Below are 19,813 nucleotides of genomic sequence, written 5' to 3'. Positions count from 1 at the left end.
GGACTATGGCGAAAGAACGAGTGACGGTATGCGTCCCCCCATGGGACTCGGGGGACGTCGTCCAGGCCATCGGCGTGGCCATGGCGCCGTTCGACTACAACCGCGATGACGAAACCGACTGGCCGGACGTCGAGACCTGGTGGGACTACTGGCAGGTCGACGGCCGGGGCTGCGAGTTCCCGGTCGTCCCGGGGCACGAGGACGACCCGCGCCTCATCCGGGGCGCTGAGGCCTTGTCCGGTGAGCCGCGCAACGTTCCTCCTTCACTGTGCGACGGTGGGCCGCGCGCGCTGCTCGACCTCGAAAAGCCGCGGGCGCGTGCGGCAGCCGAGGCGCGCCGGGCCTTCGAGGCGTGGCAGGCCTTCGCCTCCGCCTACCCACCGGCCCGAGCCATGAGCGATTTCTGGGCCCGACATATCGCTGACCCTCAGAACTACCCGCAGGCACAGGCTCTGGAGGACTTCCGTACACAGCCGGCCATCGTCGCACTCCTGGAGCACCCGGAACTGGAGGACCTCGTGGGCGGCGATCCAGTCGCTCACCTCGGCGATGACCTCGACGCCCTGGTGCGCGAAGCCACGGACGAGGCTCTGCCCACGCACGCCCTGCTGACCTTGGACGGACGCTGGGTGGCCATCGGAGGGGCCGAGGGGCGCCGCTACTTCAACGCCTACCTCGACGCGCTTCCGGCCGCCGCGTGCGTTGTCCGTGTTCTGTACCACGGGTGAGAGCGAACCCCAACACAGGACTGTTCAGTCGTACAACGGCGGCGGTTGGAGGCGCACTTGGGGAAGGCATGGTTCGGCGGATTCCGCAGTCTGCCGAGTTCACCAGCACACCGCCGGCGTCAGGAATTAGGGGGAAGCCGGTCGGTGTGAACCCGACGATCACTCACTCGGTAGCTCCCGCGGTGATCTGAGCACGAAGGCCAACACGGCGATCTGCGCGGTCAGTCAGCGGACATGCAGTGGGACGTACGAGCTCACGTGTCCGCGAACGCCGCGACGATGGGGGAGAGGGCGGCCCCGGAGAGCCTGGGACGACATCGGTCAACAGGTGGCAGGCCGCCGCTACAGGCTGCGGAACTCCTCGACTGGGGTGCCGGTATGTGGTAGATCGGCCCTGGCATGCAGCCAGGAAGGCCACGGATGTCATCCGGAAGATCAGGTCCGACTGGCTGCGGCTTCTTCGCCTCGGTCGGTCTGGCCAAGGGCATGCCCGTGACGGACATGGCCGCACGGTCACAGTGATCCGCGTACGGCCTGCTCGACCTACGCCCACGTCTTGCCCCTATAGGCGGAGCCGCCTCCTCCTAGGTGGGGCGGACCCGAGGGCGCACTGGACCCTCGGCGCCCCAAATCTCCCAGCTACGCTAGGAGTTGCCCTAACGGAGTTTGGCGGACACGAACAGGGACAACCCCGAGCGAAAGGTGCGCCTCACTTTTCTTGCGGGGTCTTGATGCCGTCTCTGATCTCTGGGTGCCGCCTCAGGTCGAGCTGCCCGGGCCGGTGACCGTTCCGGGCAGCCGTACCGTCTTGATCAGGTGGTGAAGCGGTGGGTGCCGGAGCCGACCCGGTACACCGCGCAGTCGTCCTCCTGGCGCAGGTAGGTCCCGTGCGTGTGGGTCACCGCGTCCGGGGTGGACGCGGGGATCCACACCTCGGCGGTCGTGTTGGGCGGCACCGCGCAGGTCAGCGTGAACCGGCCGGACCGCCGCCGCCAACGGGTGGAGACCGGGCCGTAGACCGAGGTGAACGTGGCGTGAGCGGTGGTGACGGCTCCGCCGGGGCGGGGGCGGATGACGATCTCGCGGTAGCCGGGCCCGCCCGCCGAGATGCCGGCGATGTTCGTGTACATCCATTCTCCCACCGAGCCGTAGGCGTAGTGGTTGAAGGAGTTCATGCCGGCGTCCTGGAAGCTGCCGTCGGGCCGGATGGAGTCCCAGCGTTCCCACATCGTGGTGGAGCCCCGGTCGATCTGGTAGCCCCAACTGGGGAACGAGCGCTGTTGCAGGAGGCGGTAGGCGACGTCGGTGTGGCCCGTGTCGGTGAGGACGGGCAGGAGTCGGGGAGTGCCGAGGAAACCCGTCGACAGGTGCCAGTCCTTGGCCTCGATCAGGGCGACGAGACGGTCGGCCGCCGCCTTCCGTGACGCGTCCGGGAGCAGGTTCATCGACAGCGCCAGGACGTACGCCGTCTGCGTATCGCCCTTCACCCTGCCTTCGGAGGTGACGTAGGCGTTCTGGAAGGCTGTTCGTATCCGTTCGAAGAGACCGAGGTAGGGGGCGGTGTCCGTGCCGAGTTCCCCGGCCATACGGGCCGCGAGGTCGGCGCTGTGCGCGAAGTACGCGGTGGCGATGACGTCCTTGGGGGTCTCGTCGTCGACGTTCAGCCAGTCGCCGTATCCCTGGTCCGGGCGCAGCAGATGGTCGCTGTTCTTCTCCAGGTACGTCAGCCAGGACTGGACGGACGGCCAGGCGTCCGCGAGGACCTGGCGGTCGCCGTACGCCTGGTAGAGGGACCAGGGGACCGTGACCCCCGCGTCGCCCCAGCCCGCCGTGCCGTTGCCGACCGTGCCGACCATCGGTGCCACGTCCGTGAACGCGCCCTCCGCGGTCCGGGAGTCCCGGAGGTCGACGAGCCACTTGGACAGGAAGCGCGCCGACTCCATCGTGTACGCGGCCGTGGGCGCGAAGACGTTGATGTCTCCCGTCCAGCCCAGGCGCTCGTCGCGTGCGGGTGTGTCGGTCGGAACGGAGAGGAAGTTGCCGCGCTGGCCCCAAGTGATGTTGTGGTGCAGCTGGTTGAGCATCGGTACGTCGGTCTCGAAGTCGAGGGTGAAGGGGGCGGACGTGTGCATGACGCGGCCGGTGACGGCCTTCGCCGAGGGCGTGCCAGGGAATCCGGTCACCTCGACGTACCGGAAACCGTGGAAGGTGAAGCGGGGCTCGTAGACCTCCTCCTTCCCGCCGCCCTTGAGGGTGTACGTGTCGGTCGCCGCCGCGGTCCGCAGGTTCGCGGTGTAGACAGTGCCGTCGGGGTTGAGCACCTCGGCGTGTCTGAGCCGGACGGTCGTGCCCGCGTCGCCCGACACGCGCAGCCGCACCGAGCCGACCATGTTCTGGCCCAGGTCCAACACGTAGACGCCGGGCTTGGGTTGGGTGATCTTCTTCGGTGTCAGCTCCTGCTCCACCCGCACCGGACCGTCCACCTGCGCGACGATCAGGTCGGGGCCGATGTCGCCGACGCCACCCATGCCCCGCACGTCGAGCCAGCCGGTGTCGTCGAAGCCGGGTGAGGCCCAGCCGGGGGTCTCCTTGCGGGCGTCGTACGTCTCGCCGTTGAGCAGATCGGCGGCGACGATCGGCCCTGCGGCGGTCCGCCAGTCGGCGCCCGACACGATGCGCTCGCTCGTCCCGTCCGCGTACTCCACCTCCAACTGGGCCAGGAGCGCCGGGACTTGGCCGTACTGACCGGGCCCGAACATGCCCACGTTGCCGGCGTACCAGCCGGGTGCCAGATACGCCCCGATGGCGTTGGCACCGGGCCGCAGGTGTTCGGTGACGTCGTACGTCTGGTACTGGACGCGGGTGCGATAGTCCGTCCAGCCGGGAGCGAGCTGGTCGAGGCCCACCCGGCTGCCGTTGAGGTGACTCTCGTACAGGCCGAGCGCCGTGGCGTACAGGCGCGCGCGGGACACCTTCCGGCGCGGCAGCCGGAATTCGTGCCGCAGCTGTGTGACGGCGTACGACACCGGGACGACTCGCCCCCACGGTCCGCTGCCCCAGGCCGCTGCCACGCGGACCGCCGGCCAGCCCCCGTCGTCGAACCCCAACTCCCGCCATCCGTCGGCCGGTTCCTGGTCCGTCGCCTTCCAGGAGGCGTCGGTGAACACCTTCTGCTCACCGGAGGCGGTCCGGACGACAAGGGTGGCGATGAGCCCCGCCGGGCCCTCGGTCGCGTTGGTGGCGGCGACGGCGATAACGTTGTCACCGGCCCGTACGCGCTCCAGTACGTCGATGACCGCCGGGCGTTTCCAGTCCTCGTTGTCGGTGTCGAGGTCGGTGTGGGCGACCTCAACTCCGTTCAGGGAGACGGCATATACGTTGTCGGCGGTGATGGCGAGCGTGGCCGACGTGATCCCGTCGGGCAGTTGGGCGGTATGACGGAACCAACGGGTGGCCGCCGGAACGCTGATGGTCGGATCGCCCTCGGGGAACCAGATCCAGGAACCGCCTTCGAAGGACGGTGCGTCCACGAGGCCTGCCGGTGCGGAGATCCAGTCGGCGGTCCACTGCCCGGCGGCCATCAGTCCGGTCTCCCACCACGAGGGCGCGCTCCAGCCGGAGACGTGGCCGTCGGCGTCCCACACGCGTACGGACCAGTGGTAGCGCGTCCGGGGCTTGAGTCCAGGGCCTCCGTAGGACACGAGGACGGACTCGACGGACGTGACCTTCCCGCTGTCCCAGACGTCCGGGCGGGACAGGCCCGACGCGGTGGTGGCGACGCGGATCTGATACGCGCTCTGGCGCATGTCCACTCTGTCGGAGGCCAACGGCCAGCTCAGCCTGGGCCGTTGTGCGTCGATCCCCAGCGGGTGCTGGACGTATTCCACGGTCGGCGCCGTGATGTGCAGTCCGTCGCGCTGTGCCTGTGCCTGTGCCTGTCCGGATGCCTGTGCGGCCATCGCCGGCACGCTGTCGACGGTCGCTGCCGCGACCGTGGCGACCGCGCCCGCGAGCATGTTCCTCCTGCTGATCACTACGACTCCTCACTCGCACGGAATGGGATGAATCGATTCAGATATGAGAGGCGTGGGTAACGTAGAGCCTGGTGGTGCCGGGGTCAATCGTCATGCAAATGTTTTCGTGACAGGGCTACTTCGCGATCGCTCCGGGCGGAGTCGGCGCGCGAGGTGGATGCGAGGGCGTTGAACGGTTTCAATCACGGACCGCAAACGCTTGTGCCGGGCAGGGCTCGGCACGTCGCGATCAGGGCTGCGCGGCGGCGTACCCGGCCGAGTGCGGGGGCAGATGGCGGGCGGCCGACAACCCTGGAGGGCGACCGGGACCCGCTCTCCAGGACGGTGGGCGCGATACGTCTCGGCGCGCGCTGGTCGGCGCGGCGACGCCTCTTCCTCAGCGGTCGGCCGGCGCGGAGCCTCCGCGTCAGAGTTCTGCGCAGGCCGCCTTTGGCGCCCTGGTGGAGGGCTCGCCTCTCCGTAGTTTGCCTCCTCCCTCCGGTGGCCGTGCTCACCGGAGGGAGGAGGGTTCTGCCTACTGGTGCGCTGTGTAGACGGTCGCGGTCATCGGTGCCGTCACGGGGCCGGTGCCGAGTCGGTCCGTCATCTTCTGTGTGACGGCGACCTGGATGGCCTGCGCGTCTTCGCGGGCCTGCACGGCGGCGCTCACCGGTGTGCCCGTGAGGAACCCGGTCGCGATGGAGGCTGCCGACTCCGCGACGCCTTCCAGCGTGATCTCCTCGGCGGTGGCCAGGGTCAGTCCGGCGGCCGCCAGGTCCGCGGTGACGACGGCCGGGTCGGAGTAGCCGTGGGGCACGTCCTTCAGGAACGGGGGTGCTCCGTCGGGCATGGACTGTTCCAGGGTGGTCTGGAAGGCGGCCCCGAATCCGTGCGAGGCCAGCGGGCCCCAGCTGTTGAACAGGAACCGTCCCTGCGGGGCCAGGACCCGGCGCACCTCGGTGTAGGCGGCGGGTCTGTCGGGGAAGAACATCACCCCGAACTGGCACACGACGAGGTCGAAGCTGTCGTCCTCGAAGGGCAGGTCCTGGGAGTCCGCCTGCCGCCACTCCGCGCGCGGTTCCCGTGCCGATCCCGCGGTGACCATCGCTTCGTTGAGGTCGGTCGCCACCACCGAGGCCGTGGGCACCGAGGTGAGCAGGGCCGAGGTCAACGCCCCGGTCCCGGCGGCGAGTTCCAGGACCGTGCGGGGCCGCAGCACTGCCGCCCTGGCGGCCAGGTCGACGGCGAAGGGGCGGAAGAAGACCGGCACCAGATGGCGTTCGTAGGCCTCGGGCATGGACCGTGTCCAGAGCCGGTTCGCATCGTCTGTGCTCATCCGACGGACATTAGCCCCGCGGGAGGTCCCAGGGCGGACCGCCGCAGCCACCGTGGCTTCGTGTCGGTGTCGCCGCCCGGCCACAGGGTAGGGCCGACCGGAGAATCCTGGAGCCAGGAGGCGGTCATGGTGCGGTTGCGTCGACCGCTCATGTCCCGAATGTGGGTGAAGCGGAGTTGCCCTAACAGAATTCGGCGGATACGACTCGCGACGACCAAGCCCTCGTTCAGGTGACCGCGTTGACGCCGAGGACGGCCTTGGCGATCTCCGCGCGATGTGTGAGCTCATACGCTGCCGTGGACGCGCTGCGAGGCGCCGCCCCGCAACCGCCCCGCGCCGGATGACGTCGAGACCAGTGACACCGCTGAGGGAATCGCCGACTCGCGTGCCCGCTGCGGGAGTTGTGGCGTCCGGTGGGTGATGCTGGAAGCTTCCGCACAGTGGTTCGGGCAGGCGTCGCCCCGCGCACGTCTGCCTTAGGGCACTACATACATTCAGCACTACATACATCAGAGCACTGCATACATTCAGGGCACTACATACAAGGGAAGAGCCTTGCAGCAATCCTCGCGTAGAAGATCACCCCGGAAGGTGCTGGCCGGGATCCTGGCCGGCGGCGCCGTGGCCGCAGGCTGTTTCGCCGTACTGCCGTCGACGGCGCAGGCCGCCCAGGCCCCGGGCGCCGACCGGCAGTCCTCCTTCGCCGACGCGGCCAAGGAGTTCGGCGTACCGCTGCCCGTGCTGCTGGCCGTGTCGTACCAGGAGTCGCAGTGGGACGACCACGACGGGCACTACAACACCTCGGGCGGATACGGCCCGATGAACCTGACGGACGTCACCGCCAAGATGGTGTCCGGGGGCGCGGCGGGCGCCGCGGGCCGCGGTGACCTCGCCGAGCTGACGTCCGACCCGGCCCTGCACACCCTCGGCGCGGCTGCGAAGCTCACCGACACCCCGGCGACGGAACTGCGCACCGACGACCGCGAGAACATCCGCGCCGGTGCCGCCCTACTCGCCTCGTACCAGCAGGAGTTGACGGGCAGGAGCTCCGCCGACCCGGCCGACTGGTACGGCGCGGTGGCCAAGTACAGCCAGTCGTCCGACAAGAAGGCCGCGCAGCTCTTCGCCGACCGCGTCTTCAAGACCGTGTCCTCGGGCGCCTCGCGGACGACCGTCGACGGACAGCACGTCCGCCTGGCGGCGCAGAGCTCGGTCCACCCCGAGACGCGGCAGCTGTCCGAACTGAAGCTGAAGGCCGCCGTGACGGCCACCGACACGGAGTGCCCCGCCACGGTCGACTGCACCTTCCTCGCCGCGGCGGCCTCCAACGGGCAGGTCGCGGGCCGCCCTGGCGACGGCGTGCAGATCAAGTACATCGTCCTGCACGACACCGAGTCGTCCTACGACGCCGCGATCAAGACGTTCCAGACGGCGGGTTCCGGCGACTCGGCGCACTACGTCATGCGGGCCTCGGACGCGGCCGTCACGCAGATGGCGCACACCAAGGACATCGCGTTCCACGCCGGCAACTACTGGTTCAACATGCACTCGATCGGCATCGAGCACGAGGGCTACGCCGCGCACGGAGCCACCTGGTACTCGCAGGCGCAGTATCAAGCGACGGCCGATCTGGTGAAGTACCTCGCCGCGAAGTACGACATCCCGCTCGACCGCGAGCACATCATCGGCCACGACAACGTGCCCGGCCCGCAGGACAGTTACGTGCGGGGCATGCACTGGGACCCCGGCCCCTACTGGGACTGGACGGCGTTCATGGACATGGTCGCCCCGGCGCGGGCGGCCCACGCGCAGAGCGCCGCCCGGCACGCCCCGAGGGTGGGTTCGGCGGTCACCATCAGCCCCGAGTTCGCGACCAACCAGCAGACCGTCCAGGTCTGCCCGGCCGACGACCCCACGGGCGCCACCACCGCGTGCACCGAGAGCACCGCGCCCTCCAACTTCCTTCCGGTGCGCACCGGTCCGAGTGCGGACGCGCCCCTGTTCGCCGACCCGGCCATCCACCCCGGCGCGAGCGCGGGCACCGACTCGATCAACGACTGGGGCAGCACCGTCCAGGCCGGCCAGCAGTTCGTGGTCGCCGACGTCGACGGCGACTGGACCGCCATCTGGTTCAGCGGCGCGAAGGTGTGGTTCTACAACCCCCACGGCGTCAACACCTGCGCCGCGCCCGGCGCCACGATCCTCCACTCCGGCGACCAGGCCGCGACCCTCTACGGCTCCGGCTACCCGCAGGCGTCGGAGTACCCCTCCGGCCTGTCCCCGTCCACCCAGAAGCCCCTGACCGTCTACGGCTTCCCGGCGGGCCAGGCCTACGTCGCCACCCAACCCCCGGTCAGCGCCGACGACTTCTTCGTCTCGGGCGACACCTATGTCACCGGCGCGGCCAAGTACTACACCATCCAGTACAACCACCGGGTCGTCCTGGTCGACGCCTCACAGGTCTCCTGAACCGGCCGGTGCGGGCAGCACACTTACGACCTGCCCGCACCGGTCGAGCTCTTCGGCAGGGTGCTCTGCGAGGATCTCCCCATGAGCGACAACCCCCTGCGCCAAGTCACCGTCGACCGCACCGCCCCCGGCCGCTTCACCGCGACCAACGCCCGCGGCGGCACCATCGACTTCGGTACCGCCGTCGGCGGCGGCACCGAGTTCACCCCGGTCGAGCTGCTGCTCGCCGCGATCGGGGGCTGCACCGCGGCCGACGTCGACGTGGCCACCACCCGGCACGCGGAGCCGGACGGGTTCACCGTCACGGTGACCGGCAACAAGGTCAGCGACGACCTCGGCAACCGGATGACCGACCTTGCGGTCACCTTCGCCGTGACCTTCCCGGAGGGGGAGGCCGGGGACCGGGCCCGCGCGATCCTGCCCCGGGCGGTCACCGTCTCGCACGACCGGCTGTGCACGGTCAGCCGTACGGTCGAGACCGGCACGCCCGTCACCGCGACGATCAAGGACGCCTGACCCCGCCCCGTTGTCCGCGAGGTTCTCTGCGAGCAGGTGACAAGGGCACCGGCGCGCGCTGCGTTCTTGTGAGCACCGCCTGATCCCGTGGTCCCGGCCGTCCTACGGTCCGGCCATGAACACGAGTCGCAGCAAAGGAAGTTCGTGGCGCGGAGCCACGAGCGCAGGACGTACGTGGCGCGGTGCCGCGCTCGCGGTGTTGTTGACCGCGGGCGCGCTCACCGCCGCCGCTCCACAGGCCCAGGGAGAGAGCGCCCGCACCGAGACCCCGGTGGCGTCGACGCATCCCGCCGACGGTGTGGTCGAGTCGCTGGTGCGGGTCAAAGCGCCGTTACCGCAGTCGTTCGGCGCCCGCCCGGCGGCGTGCGACTGGCTGTCGTATCTGCGCTACCGCTCCGCCGATGGACCGAGCGCGTCGGCCGACGCCGACCGGATCCTCGTGGCCCAACCCGGCATCCTGGAAGGGGCCGGAGCGTTCGACAGCGTCGCCCGCGACACGGTCGCGCAAGCCGCCGCGCAGGGACGGCACATCGAGTTCTGGGCCCTGGACCGGCGCTCCAACTGCCTTGAGGATCCCACCGGTATCGCGTCCGGCGACGAGCACACGGCCGTCGACTACTACTACCGCGGCAAGGCCGTCGGCGGCCGGACCTTCGCCGGGTTCGTCGGCAACGACCAGCTCGGCTGGATGGCCAAGCTCGGCATCCAGCAGACCGTACGGGACGAATACGACCTGCTCACCGCCGAGTTGCCCGATCCGACCCTGCGCAAGAACAAGGTGCTGTGCGGCGGGCACTCGCTCGGCGGTGTCATCACCGGCTACTTCGCGGCGGCCGACTTCGACGGCAACCCCGCGACCACGGCGGACGCCGGGCAGAACCAGTGCGCCGGGTACTTCGCCCTCGACACGACGATCTCGACCGACCTGTCGGACCTCAGCGGCAGCATCCCGGACGACACCAACTTGCCTGACATCGGGCTCGGTTACGCGGTCGTCCAGGCCGGGCTCGACAGCGGCGTGCTGTCCCGCTCGCTGTCCGCGCCCGTGCTGCTCAACCCCGAGACGATGACCCTGCTCGCCATCGCCGGCCTGGGCGCCGTACAGAACCCGGACGGCGAGGCGGACCTGCCGTCCTACCTCCCCTCCAACGTAAACATCGAGGCCACGAACCGCTTCCTGTTCTCCAAGGACGCCGCCACGTTCCTCACCGGTTCACCCGCGGTGAAGGACTTCCGGCTCACCAACGACGCGGTACTCGGGTCACTCATGGACGACAACTCCGTACCCCTCGCCTTCCTGCAGAGCAGCGTCGGATTCTTCGACGGCGGGCCGATCGTCGACAAGAACTTCCCCGCAGCCAACGGCAGTTCGGATCAGTCGCAGCTCTTCGGCGTCGAGTACAAGGCCATCCCGGCCGTGCCGCACGGGCCGCTCTACACCTGGCGCGATTACGACCGTGTCGGCGCCGCCGACGACCCCGGGTACCGGTCGGCCGACGGCACCCTCTTCACCAATGCCTCCAAGGAGGTCACTGACATCCACGAGCTGGCCCGCAGCATGGGGGAGCAGCCGCTGGACTTCACCGAGCAGTACTTCCCGACCAAGCTGGTCACCGACATCGAGCTGGCCACCTCGCCGCAGGTGAAGCAACTCCTCGTGCACCCGGGCGGGTTGACCGCCAACCCGACGCTCACCGTGCTCGCGGGTGACGGCCTGCTCGCCGGTCACATCCCGGCCGGCCTGCACCCCGTGATCGCCCCCGGCTACCAGCACCTCGACGTACTGACCGCGGCACCCGTCCAGAACAACGGCCGCCCCGAGGCCGTCTCCAGCAGCCTCGCGGCGTTCGCCCTGTCGCCCAAGTAGCTTTCCCCTCGCACCAGTAGGGCCCAGGAGGATCAACTCCCGGGCCCTACAGCGTCGCTACGGCTCAGACCTTGCCCGCGGCGAACGTGGCCGCCGCGTCGGCGTCGGAGGTGTAGCCAAGGTGGGCGAGGACGTCGGTTCCGCCGTTCTGGCAGATGGGGTCACCGTTGGCGCAGAAGTCGATGGTGCGGCTCTGGTAGGTGCCCGTGACGCTCTTGCCGAGGGCCCGGATCGGGTTGCCGAACAGCAGCACCGCGGCGACCTTCGGCTCCACCGCGGCCGGGATGGTCGCGACGATCGGGCTGCCGACCACCGCGCCGTCGCTGCTGATTCCGATGGAGTTGTCGACGACGTTCGCGCCCTGCGAATAGCCGACGAGAATGAAACGCTGATTGGGACAGGCCGCCGCTTGTGCCTTGACGTGGTTCACCACATCGGCGTTTCCCGTCGCGGCGGACGTGAGGGAAAGGTCGGCGGGATAGTTCACCGCGTAGCTGGAGAGCGTCTTTCCGGTGATTTTCTGCTGGAGCGCGGAGAACACCGGGTCGCCGACGATCAGGCCGAGTGTGCCCGGCTCGAAGGTGCCGCGAGCCGCCACGACGTCGAGGTCCGAGCAGGTGGCGGCCGATGCGGCGGGTGCGGAGAGGGTGGCGAGCCCGGCCCCGCCGACCAGCGAGAGTGCGGCCAGGCATAAGCGAATACGCATGGGAATCCTTTGAGGGTGGGGCGCTTGCGGCGCCTGTGGAAAGGACTGCCCCGAAGGTATTCGCGTTCCCGTACCCGGTGTTATGGACGGGAATTCAGAAACTCTCTCTGTTTTTGTCGCCCCGTGAGTCGCGGTCACCGCCTCGTGAGTCGCGGTCGCCCTCCCGCAAATCCGCCGAACGCAGCGCGAGGATCAGATCGAGACGGGTGCCGGGATCGTGCAAAGACGCGCCGAAGAGTTTCTCCAACTGACGCAGGCGATAGCGGACCGTCTGCGGGTGGATGTGGAGCCGGGCGGCGACATCGGGGACGTTGCTGCCGCTGAGCAGCCAGGCGAGCAACGTCTCGGCCAGCCGCGGGCGTTGACCCTCCGACGCGGTGTCGAGGGGCGCGAGGGCCCGTAATTCCAGCTGGGCCAGCAGCGGTTCGTCGCTGTGCAGCAACAGCGTCGACAGATGGTCGGCGCACAGCACCACGCCCTGCCGGGGCAGCACCCCGCGCCCCATCAGACCCAACGCCCGCGTGGCCCAGTGCAGGGACCGCGCGGCCTCGACGACCGGGACCGTAGGACCGATCGCCGCCGGACGGCCGCCCAGGCCGAGGACGAACGACCGCCCGCCGAACCGGCCGTAGCCCTCCGGGTCCGGTACCAGGACGCGCGGCGGCCGTGACTCCATGTCGGCCAGCGCGCCCGGCATCGCCGGCGGCCGGTCCTCCGCACGCGGGTCCGCGGGGCCCGCCAGCGCGATGACGGCGACCTGCGAAGGCACCCGCCATCGCGCGCCGTGCGCCAGGTCCTGCAAGGTCTCCGGGGCCACCGGCCCCTCGCCCAGCAGGAGTTCGAGCAGCCGTCGGCGCCGCCGCTCCACCTCGTCCGTGCTGCGTGACTGCGCCTCCGTGAACCCGGCGGCGGCCGCCTCCGCGACCTCGTGCACGGTACGGAACGCCATCTCGCCCAACGCGGCCACCACCGCCGAATCCAGGCCGAGTTCCTCCGCCGTACGGCCCATCAGCCGCCACGCGTGCAGCCCGCCCACGCGGATCGCCGACTGAAGTGCCTCCAGGCTGCGGCCCTCCAGGGCCTCGCCGCGCCCGAGTTCCTCGTAGTACGCCGCCGCCATCGCGGCGTTCTGGCCGTGCGGGTCCGCGATGTGGTCGACGAACAGCGTGAGCGCCTGCACCACCCCGGACCTGAGGTTCTCGCGATAGGTCCCGTCGTCCGGCCGCGCGTACTCGGGGACATGTCTGCGCACCACGTCCTCCACCTCGTCGGAGACGGCGGCGAGTTGGGCGCGCAGCAGCTCGGCCAGGTCGGGCGGAACCAGAGCGGTTCCGGGCTCGGTGGGTACTCCGCGCGGGGTGGGGACAGCCACGACGGACACTCCTTTCCCCCGGAGGCGGCTCGCCCACGGACTGTTGCCCGTGGGACGAGGGGGACGTCCCGTGTTGGACGGTCGTCCCCTGCGCTCCGTTCCGTGCCCCGGCTGCACCGACATCACTCCGGTAGCCCCAGCGCACCGGCGAGCATCGGCCACGAGGTGGTGAACTCCCCTTTCCAGTAAGCCCAGCTGTGGCCTCCTCCCGAGTAGAAGTGCGTGGTGACCGGAATACCGAGCAGGGCGAGAAAGCCGGTGAAACTGTGCGCGGAGGGCCACAGCAGACTCTCCAACGCCTCGGGCAGCCAGTCGCCTGAACCCCCGGCCACACCACTGCCGTTGGACACGTACAAGGGTGTCCCACGCAGTCCGGTGGCCCGGGCGCGCGGATTGAAGGCCTGCCAAGTCAGCAGGTCCAGAAGGGGATTGCCCCAGAGGGTGCGCGGCGCCAGATTCTCGCGGGCCACGATGGCGTCCACCAGCGAGGGCACACCGGGTGCCGTGGTGTCGAGGATGCCGCTGTACGACGCGGCGGCGGTGAACGCCCCCGGGTGGCGGGCCGCGTGCGCCATCGCGCCGTAGCCCCCGGTGGACACCCCGGCGACGGCCCGCACCCCGGACGCCCGGTAGTCGCGGGCCAACAGCGTCGGAACCTCCTGGAGTTGGAAGGTCTCGTAGTCGGGACCGTCGCGCCACGCGCTCGGGATACCGGTCGGACCCGCGTCCGGCATCGCCACGATCAGGTCCCGGCCCTCCGTGAAGGCCTCGATGTCCGTCTCCCGGGTCCAGGACGTGTAGTCGTCGTGCGCCCCGTGCAGCAGATACAGCACGGGATACGTCCGCCCGGGCTGCGCGTCGAAGTCCGACGGCAGGATCACCCGCACCGGCGCACTGCGGCCCAGCGCCGGCGACGACACGGACACGTCGAACGTGCGCGCCGAGATCTGCGTCGCGGCCCGGGCCCGGCCTACGGCGGACGTGGCACCGAACAGAACGGCCAGTCCCGTGGCTGCAGTTGCCCTCGTGACGGCGCGTCGGGACATCCCGTGGGGGTGGTGGTGCGGCATGGCGGCTCCTCAGGCTGGTTCGGCGGGTCCCTCCGGCGAGGCGAGCACCCGCCGCAGATGGGCGGCGATCTCGTCGACGTACGGCGGGTCGAGCAGCGAGAGGTGATGCCCCGCCACCGGTACGACCGTCAGAAGCGGGCACACCTCGTCCCAGCCGAGCGCGTCGTCGTCCCGTTCGTACGCCGGGTCACGCACGGTGTGCGGAGCCGGTTCGGTGGCCCGGTACAGCACCACCCGCCCCTCGTACCGGCCCGGCCGATGCGCCTCGCCGATCCGCAGATCCAGGTACGAGGCGCGCTGGTGCTCCAGTGCCGCCGGCGGCACCTTCACGGCCCCGCGCAGGGCGCGCAGCACGAGGTCGATGCACTCGTGGTCGTCGTCCAACGCCACGAGTGCGTCGTAGGGCAGGGGGAGTTGGACCCCGTACGTGTCGGCGATGTGCTGGGCGAAGCCCGTTAGATGGGCGCGGACGCGGTCGGCGGGGGTGCGGTCGGGCTGGGGGAGGGGCCGTACGGAATCGATGAGCACGACGAGTTCGACGTCCCGTCCGGCTGCGGTGAGTTGGCGCGCCGTCTCCTGCGCCACGAAACCGCCGAAAGACCAACCGGCAAGCACACAAGGCCCGTTGGGGTGGGCGGTGGTGATCGCCTCGGCGTAGCGGCGAGCCTTCTCGGAAACGGTGTGCGCGTCCTCGATCCGGTCCAGTCCGTGCACCGGGCGGTCTTCGCCGATGCGTTCGGCGAGTGCGCGGTAGACGTCGGTGGTTCCACCGGCGGCGTGGAAGAGGAAGAGTGGAGGGGGATTGGACGGCGCGTCGGTCAACTGACCTATCCGGCCCGCCACTTCGGCGACCGTGACGGCGTCGAACAGGTCGCGCAGGTGCAGCTCGACGCCGAAGTCGCGTTGCAGGGCGGAACGGATGCGGACGGCCATGAGGGAGTCGAGGCCGAGGTCGGTCAGTGCCGTGGTGGGGGTGATACGGGCCGCTGGATGGCCGGTGACGGTGGAGATGTGGTGGCTGACGCGGGCGGTCACCGAGTCTTCGGCGGCCGGGGCGGGTTCTGTCCAATGGTGTGCGGCGGGCGCAGCAACGGGAGTTCGGCCGTCGGTCCACCAGTACCGGACGTGCCGCCAGCGCGGTGCCGGTAGGTCGATGACCCGGCCGGACGGCAGGGGCAGGTCCAGTCCCGCCGCGTACAAGGACCCCAACTCCCGGAGAAACGCGGCGGATCCATCCGCATCCCGACGCAACGTGCCGACAGCGAGGGCGCCGGGCACGTTGTCGGCGATGGACCTGGCCAGGACCGGATGCGGCGAGATCTCCACGAAGGCGGTGTGGCCGTCCGCCGCAGCGGCGGCGAGGGCACGGTCCAGGCGCACCGGTCGACGCAGATTGGCGGCCCAGTGATCGGCGTCGAACTCGCAGGCCCCGCGCGGATCGTGGAGCACGGTGGAGTAGACGGGGACGCGTGGCGGCCGACCCCGGACATCCGCGAGGACCTCGGCCAGTTCCGGCAACAGCGGCTCCACCTGAGGTGAGTGCCCGGCGCCGACGACCCGCATGACCCGGGCGGCACGCCCCCGTTCCTCCAGTCGACGCACCAGCCGGGCGACCGCCATCTCGTCACCGGTGACGACCTTCTGCCGGGGCGAGGAATGGACGGCGACGTGCACACCCGGGAAGTCCCGCTCCAGGGAGGGAAGTTCGCCGTCATCGAGGTCTACGACGGCCATCGCGCCCCCGTGCAACTGCCCCAGCAGCCGCGCCCGTACGGCGACGACCCGGGCCGCGTCCGCCACATCCAGCGCGCCCGCGCAGACGGCGGCGGCCACCTCGCCCAGGGAGTGGCCGATCACGGCGACCGGCTCGACGCCGTACGACCGCCACAGCTCGGCGAGCGCCAACTGGACGCCGAACAGCGCGGGTTGAGCGACATCCAGGCGGTCGAGATCCCCGGCGGAGGTCAGGTGCTCGTGGAGGGAGAAGCCGAACACGTCAGCCACCTGCGCGTCGAGCTTCTCCACGGCGGCGGCGAAAGCCGGTTCCTCCAGGAGAAGTTGGCGCCCCATGCCGGTCCACTGGCTGCCGTACCCGGAGAACACCCAGACCGGACCCCGCCCTACGAGATCACGGTCACCGGTCACCACTCGCGCGTCCGGGCTGCCACCATGCGCCAACGCGCCCAGTGCGTCGGCCAGTTCGTCCCTGTCGCACGCGACGACCGCGGCGCGTACGGGCCCGCGCCCCACCCGTCCGGCGAGCGTGCGCGCTACGTCGGCGGGGCGGGCGGCGCCGCCCTCGGGCGTACGGAGCCACGTGGCGAGGCGGGACGCGGTGTCGCGGACCCGCTCGGTGTCGACGTCGGAGAGGAGATGGAGGCGCGCGGCGGACTCTTCCAGCGGGGGCAGCGCGGGCCGCCATTCTTCCAGTACCGCATGGGCGTTGGTGCCGCCGAACCCGAAACCCGAGACGCCGGCGGTGGCCGTACTGCCGTAGCGGGGCCAGGGTTCGGGCTCGGTGACCACACGCAGCCGTGCGTCGCCGACGGAGTTGCCGTGCAGCGAGGGTGGGACGAGGTCGTGGTGAAGGGCGAGGACCGTCTTCACCAGGCCGGTGATGCCCGCCGCGGATTCCAGATGACCGAGGTTCCCCTTCACCGAGCCGAGCAGCAACGGCTGTTCGGGGTCACGGCCAGCGCCCAGCACCGCGCCGAGCGCGCCCGCCTCGATCGGGTCGCCGAGCGGCGTGCCGGTGCCGTGCGCCTCGACGTAGTCGATGTGGGCCGGGGTGAGTCCGGCCCGTGTGTACGCGGTGGTCAACAGGGCTTGCTGGGCTGCGGGGTTGGGGGCGAGCAGGCCGTTGGAACGCCCGTCGGAGTTGACGGCGGTGGCGCGGACGACCGCGAGGACACGGTCGCCGTCCCGTTCCGCGTCGGACAGCCGCTTCAGCAGCACCGCCGCGCAGCCCTCACCGCGTCCGATGCCGTCGGCCACCGAGGAGAAGGGCTTGCAGCGGCCGTCCGGGGCGAGGGCGCCCGCTCGTTCGAAGGCGACGCCGACGACGGGGGAGAGGAGGACGTTGACTCCGGCGGCGATCGCCGTGTCGGTCTCGCCGGTGCGGAGGCTGACGCAGGCCTGGTGCACGGCGACGAGCGAGGATGAACAAGCCGTGTCCACCGCCATGTTGGGGCCGCGGGTGTCCAGCACGTACGCCAGTCGGCCCGCCGTCACGCTGAGCGCCGCGCCCGCCGGGGCCCAGGGGTCGACGGCGTTCGCGTCGGCGCCGGTGAGCTGTCCGTACTCCGGGGCCGAGACACCGACGTAGATGCCGGTGGCCGTGCCCGCGAGGGCGGTTGCGGGGACGGCCGCGTGGTCGAGGGTCTCGCGGACGACCTCCAGGAGGATGCGTTGCTGGGGGTCCATCACCGCGGCCTCGCGCGGAGTGATGCGGAAGAAGTCGGCGTCGAACCCGGCGATGTCGTCCAAGTAGCCGCCGTGCAACGGTGTATCGGGAGGCGGGAACGCCGTGAAGTCGCTCCATCTGTCCTCGGGGACACGTCTGATCGCGTCGACGCCGTCGAGCAGCAGTTGCCAGTAGTCGGCCGGTCCGCGTACCCCGCCGGGAAATCGGCAGCCGACCCCGATGACAGCCACCGGCTCGCCCGGCGCCACAGCAACAGGGGCCTCTGGTACGGCAGTTCGCGTGGCCGTGCCGTACACCCGCTCCACCAGTGCGTCCACGGTCGGCGCCTCCCACAGCAGGGTCGCCGGCAACTCGTGGCCCGTCAGCGAGGACAACTCGCCCGCCAGCACGACCGCGTCCCGTGAGGACATACCGAGGTCGGCCAGGGGGCGGTCCAACGGGACGTCGTCGACAGGGGTGTTGTTCCACTCGGCGACCCGTTCCGCGATCCGGCGGCGCAGCAGCGTTCTCGTGTCGGTGGCCGTCATATCGCGGTCTCCGCCGTGTAGGCGCCCTCCAGGTAGCGGGTGCGGGTCAGGGCCCGGGACACCTTGCCGCTGGAGGTGCGGGGGACCATGCCCGGTGCGACGAGGACGACGTCGGCGAGGCGCAGTCCGTGCCGGGCGGAGACGGCCGAGCGTACGGCGCGGGTCAGGGCCGGTACGTCGATGTCGGCGAGGCTGGCCGTGCGCGCGTGCTCGGCGACGACCACCACCCGCTCGCCCGCGCCGCCCGGCACGCCGAACGCGGCGAGCCGGTCGCGTCGTACGGCGTGATGCGCGTCCTGGGCGGTGGCCTCCACGTCCTGCGGGTAGTGGTTGCGGCCGTCGACGACGATGAGGTCCTTGAGCCGGCCGGTGACGATCAACTGCCCCTCCAGCACGGTCCCGAGGTCGCCGGTACGCAGCCAACTGCCCGGCGCCTCCTCGCCGAGCGTGGCGTCGAAGACGCGCTTGCTCTGCGCCGAGTTGTTCCAGTAACCGCGCCCCACATTGGGACCCTGCACCCAGATCTCCCCGACCTCGCCCTCGGCCAGCACGGCGTAGGCGACCGGATCGACGATGCGCACGCGCTGCCCAACTGGCGTTCCGCAGGCGGCCAGTAGCACGGCGCGCGGGTCCTCGGGCCGTGCGGGCAGGGCCTTCCCGGCGGCGAGCGCGTCACGGTCGAGGGCGAAGCGGCCGAGCGGCCGGCCGGGCCGGGCGGCGCTGACGAAGACGGTGGCCTCGGCGAGCCCGTACGACGGGCAGTGGACCTCCGCCGCGAGACCCTGCGCGGCGAACGCGGCCTGGAAACGGTCGGCGGTGCCGGGCCGGACGGGTTCGCTGCCGTTGATCAGCGCGGCGACCCCGTCCAGCCGCAGCCCCTCCTTCTGCGCCCCGGTGACGGCGGAGGCGCAGTAGTCGTAGGCGAAGTTGGGCGCGGCACTCAGCGCCTGCGGATGCGCGGCCAACAGCCGTAGCCAGCGAGCCGGTTCGTGCAGGAACGCGGCCGGGTCCATGAGCACCGACAGCAGGCCGCGTACGACCGGGGCCGCGACGCTCAGCACCAGCCCCATGTCGTGGTAGAGCGGCAGCCAGCCCACGCAGGTCATCGGATGCGCGTCGGCACCGTAAGCGGCAAGCGCCTGGCGGGCGTTGGCGACGACGTTCGCGTGCGTGATCTCCACGCCGGCCGGAGTGCGGGTGGAGCCGGAGGTGTACTGGAGGTAGGCGGTCGCGGCCGAATCCGGCGCGGGCGCCTGCCAGTTGAGGGCGGTGGAATCCGGCACCTGGTCCGCCGCGAGGACTGTGACCTGGGCGCGCTCGCAGAAGTCCGTCACCTCGGGCAGGGCCCGCCCGGTGGTCACCACCACCGACGGGCGCGCGTCCCCCAACACCCCTACCAGCCGGTCGCCCTGCCCCGGCAGACCGGGCGGATACAGCGGTACGGCGACCATCCCGGCCGTCAGTGCCGCCAGGAAACCGGTGATGTAGTCCGTACCCTGCGGGCACAACAGGGCGACCCGCGAACCGGGTTCGGCGCGCTCGGCGATCCGGGCGGCCAGTGCGCGGACGCGCAGATCCAGGCGCTGCCAGGTCAGAGTGCGGTGCACACCGCGGGAGTTGGGGGCCGGATGGTCGACGAACGTGAACGCCCGGCGGTCCGGGGTGACTTCGGCCCAGTGCCGCACGTACTCGGGCAGAGTCCGGTACGCGGGTGAGAGCGGTTGGCGGCGGCTGTCCATCGGGCGTGACTCCTCACATCGCGGAACATCGCGGTGTCGGCTGACG

General features: G+C 70.6%; 11 protein-coding genes. 4 read left to right on the top strand and 7 right to left on the bottom strand.

Annotation, left to right across the window (positions count from 1 at the left end; all coding sequences use genetic code 11):
* Nucleotides 1-5 precede the first annotated feature (5 nt).
* The gene (locus OG496_RS09490) at nucleotides 6-728 is read left to right on the top strand and encodes a hypothetical protein (RefSeq protein ID WP_405970414.1); all 723 of its coding nucleotides are present in this window, start codon (nucleotides 6-8) and stop codon (nucleotides 726-728) included.
* A gap of 812 nt (nucleotides 729-1,540) precedes the next feature.
* Here the strand turns inward: OG496_RS09490 and OG496_RS09485 are convergent.
* Entirely contained in the window at nucleotides 1,541-4,762 is a 3,222-nt protein-coding gene (locus OG496_RS09485; protein ID WP_405970413.1) for an alpha-L-rhamnosidase, read from the bottom strand.
* A gap of 514 nt (nucleotides 4,763-5,276) precedes the next feature.
* Nucleotides 5,277-6,077, bottom strand: coding sequence for a class I SAM-dependent methyltransferase (locus OG496_RS09480; protein ID WP_405970412.1), 801 nt, complete (start codon nucleotides 6,075-6,077; stop codon nucleotides 5,277-5,279).
* Between the two features lie 555 nt (nucleotides 6,078-6,632).
* Between OG496_RS09480 and OG496_RS09475 the strand changes: the two genes are divergently transcribed.
* From OG496_RS09475 to OG496_RS09465, 3 genes are all read left to right on the top strand, one after another.
* A complete protein-coding gene (locus OG496_RS09475; protein WP_405970411.1) occupies nucleotides 6,633-8,546 on the top strand; it encodes an N-acetylmuramoyl-L-alanine amidase in 1,914 nt (637 codons plus the stop codon).
* An 81-nt stretch (nucleotides 8,547-8,627) separates the two neighbouring features.
* The gene (locus OG496_RS09470; RefSeq protein WP_393753605.1) at nucleotides 8,628-9,062 is read left to right on the top strand and encodes an OsmC family protein; all 435 of its coding nucleotides are present in this window, start codon (nucleotides 8,628-8,630) and stop codon (nucleotides 9,060-9,062) included.
* 196 nt (nucleotides 9,063-9,258) lie between these two features.
* Nucleotides 9,259-10,929, top strand: coding sequence for a hypothetical protein (locus OG496_RS09465; RefSeq protein WP_405976593.1), 1,671 nt, complete (start codon nucleotides 9,259-9,261; stop codon nucleotides 10,927-10,929).
* Nucleotides 10,930-10,993: 64 nt separating this feature from the next.
* Here the strand turns inward: OG496_RS09465 and OG496_RS09460 are convergent, their stop codons facing one another.
* From OG496_RS09460 to OG496_RS09440, 5 genes are all read right to left on the bottom strand, one after another.
* A complete protein-coding gene (locus OG496_RS09460) occupies nucleotides 10,994-11,635 on the bottom strand; it encodes a cutinase family protein (protein WP_405970410.1) in 642 nt (213 codons plus the stop codon).
* A 94-nt stretch (nucleotides 11,636-11,729) separates the two neighbouring features.
* Entirely contained in the window at nucleotides 11,730-13,007 is a 1,278-nt protein-coding gene (locus OG496_RS09455; protein WP_405970409.1) for a PucR family transcriptional regulator, read from the bottom strand.
* 122 nt (nucleotides 13,008-13,129) lie between these two features.
* On the bottom strand, nucleotides 13,130-14,077 hold the full coding sequence (locus OG496_RS09450; RefSeq protein WP_405970408.1) for an alpha/beta hydrolase: 948 nt from the start codon (nucleotides 14,075-14,077) through the stop codon (nucleotides 13,130-13,132).
* 9 nt (nucleotides 14,078-14,086) lie between these two features.
* Entirely contained in the window at nucleotides 14,087-18,028 is a 3,942-nt protein-coding gene (locus OG496_RS09445; RefSeq protein WP_405970407.1) for an acyltransferase domain-containing protein, read from the bottom strand.
* The gene (locus OG496_RS09440) at nucleotides 18,025-19,767 is read right to left on the bottom strand and encodes a fatty acyl-AMP ligase (RefSeq protein ID WP_405970406.1); all 1,743 of its coding nucleotides are present in this window, start codon (nucleotides 19,765-19,767) and stop codon (nucleotides 18,025-18,027) included. The genes OG496_RS09445 and OG496_RS09440 overlap by 4 nt, the downstream gene beginning before the upstream one ends.
* Nucleotides 19,768-19,813 lie beyond the last annotated feature (46 nt).

This window comes from Streptomyces sp. NBC_00988, assembly GCF_045162645.1.
Lineage (GTDB): Bacteria > Actinomycetota > Actinomycetes > Streptomycetales > Streptomycetaceae > Streptomyces.
The sequence above is the reverse complement of the archived record's forward strand: the minus strand, read 5'-3'. Positions and strand labels throughout refer to the sequence as shown.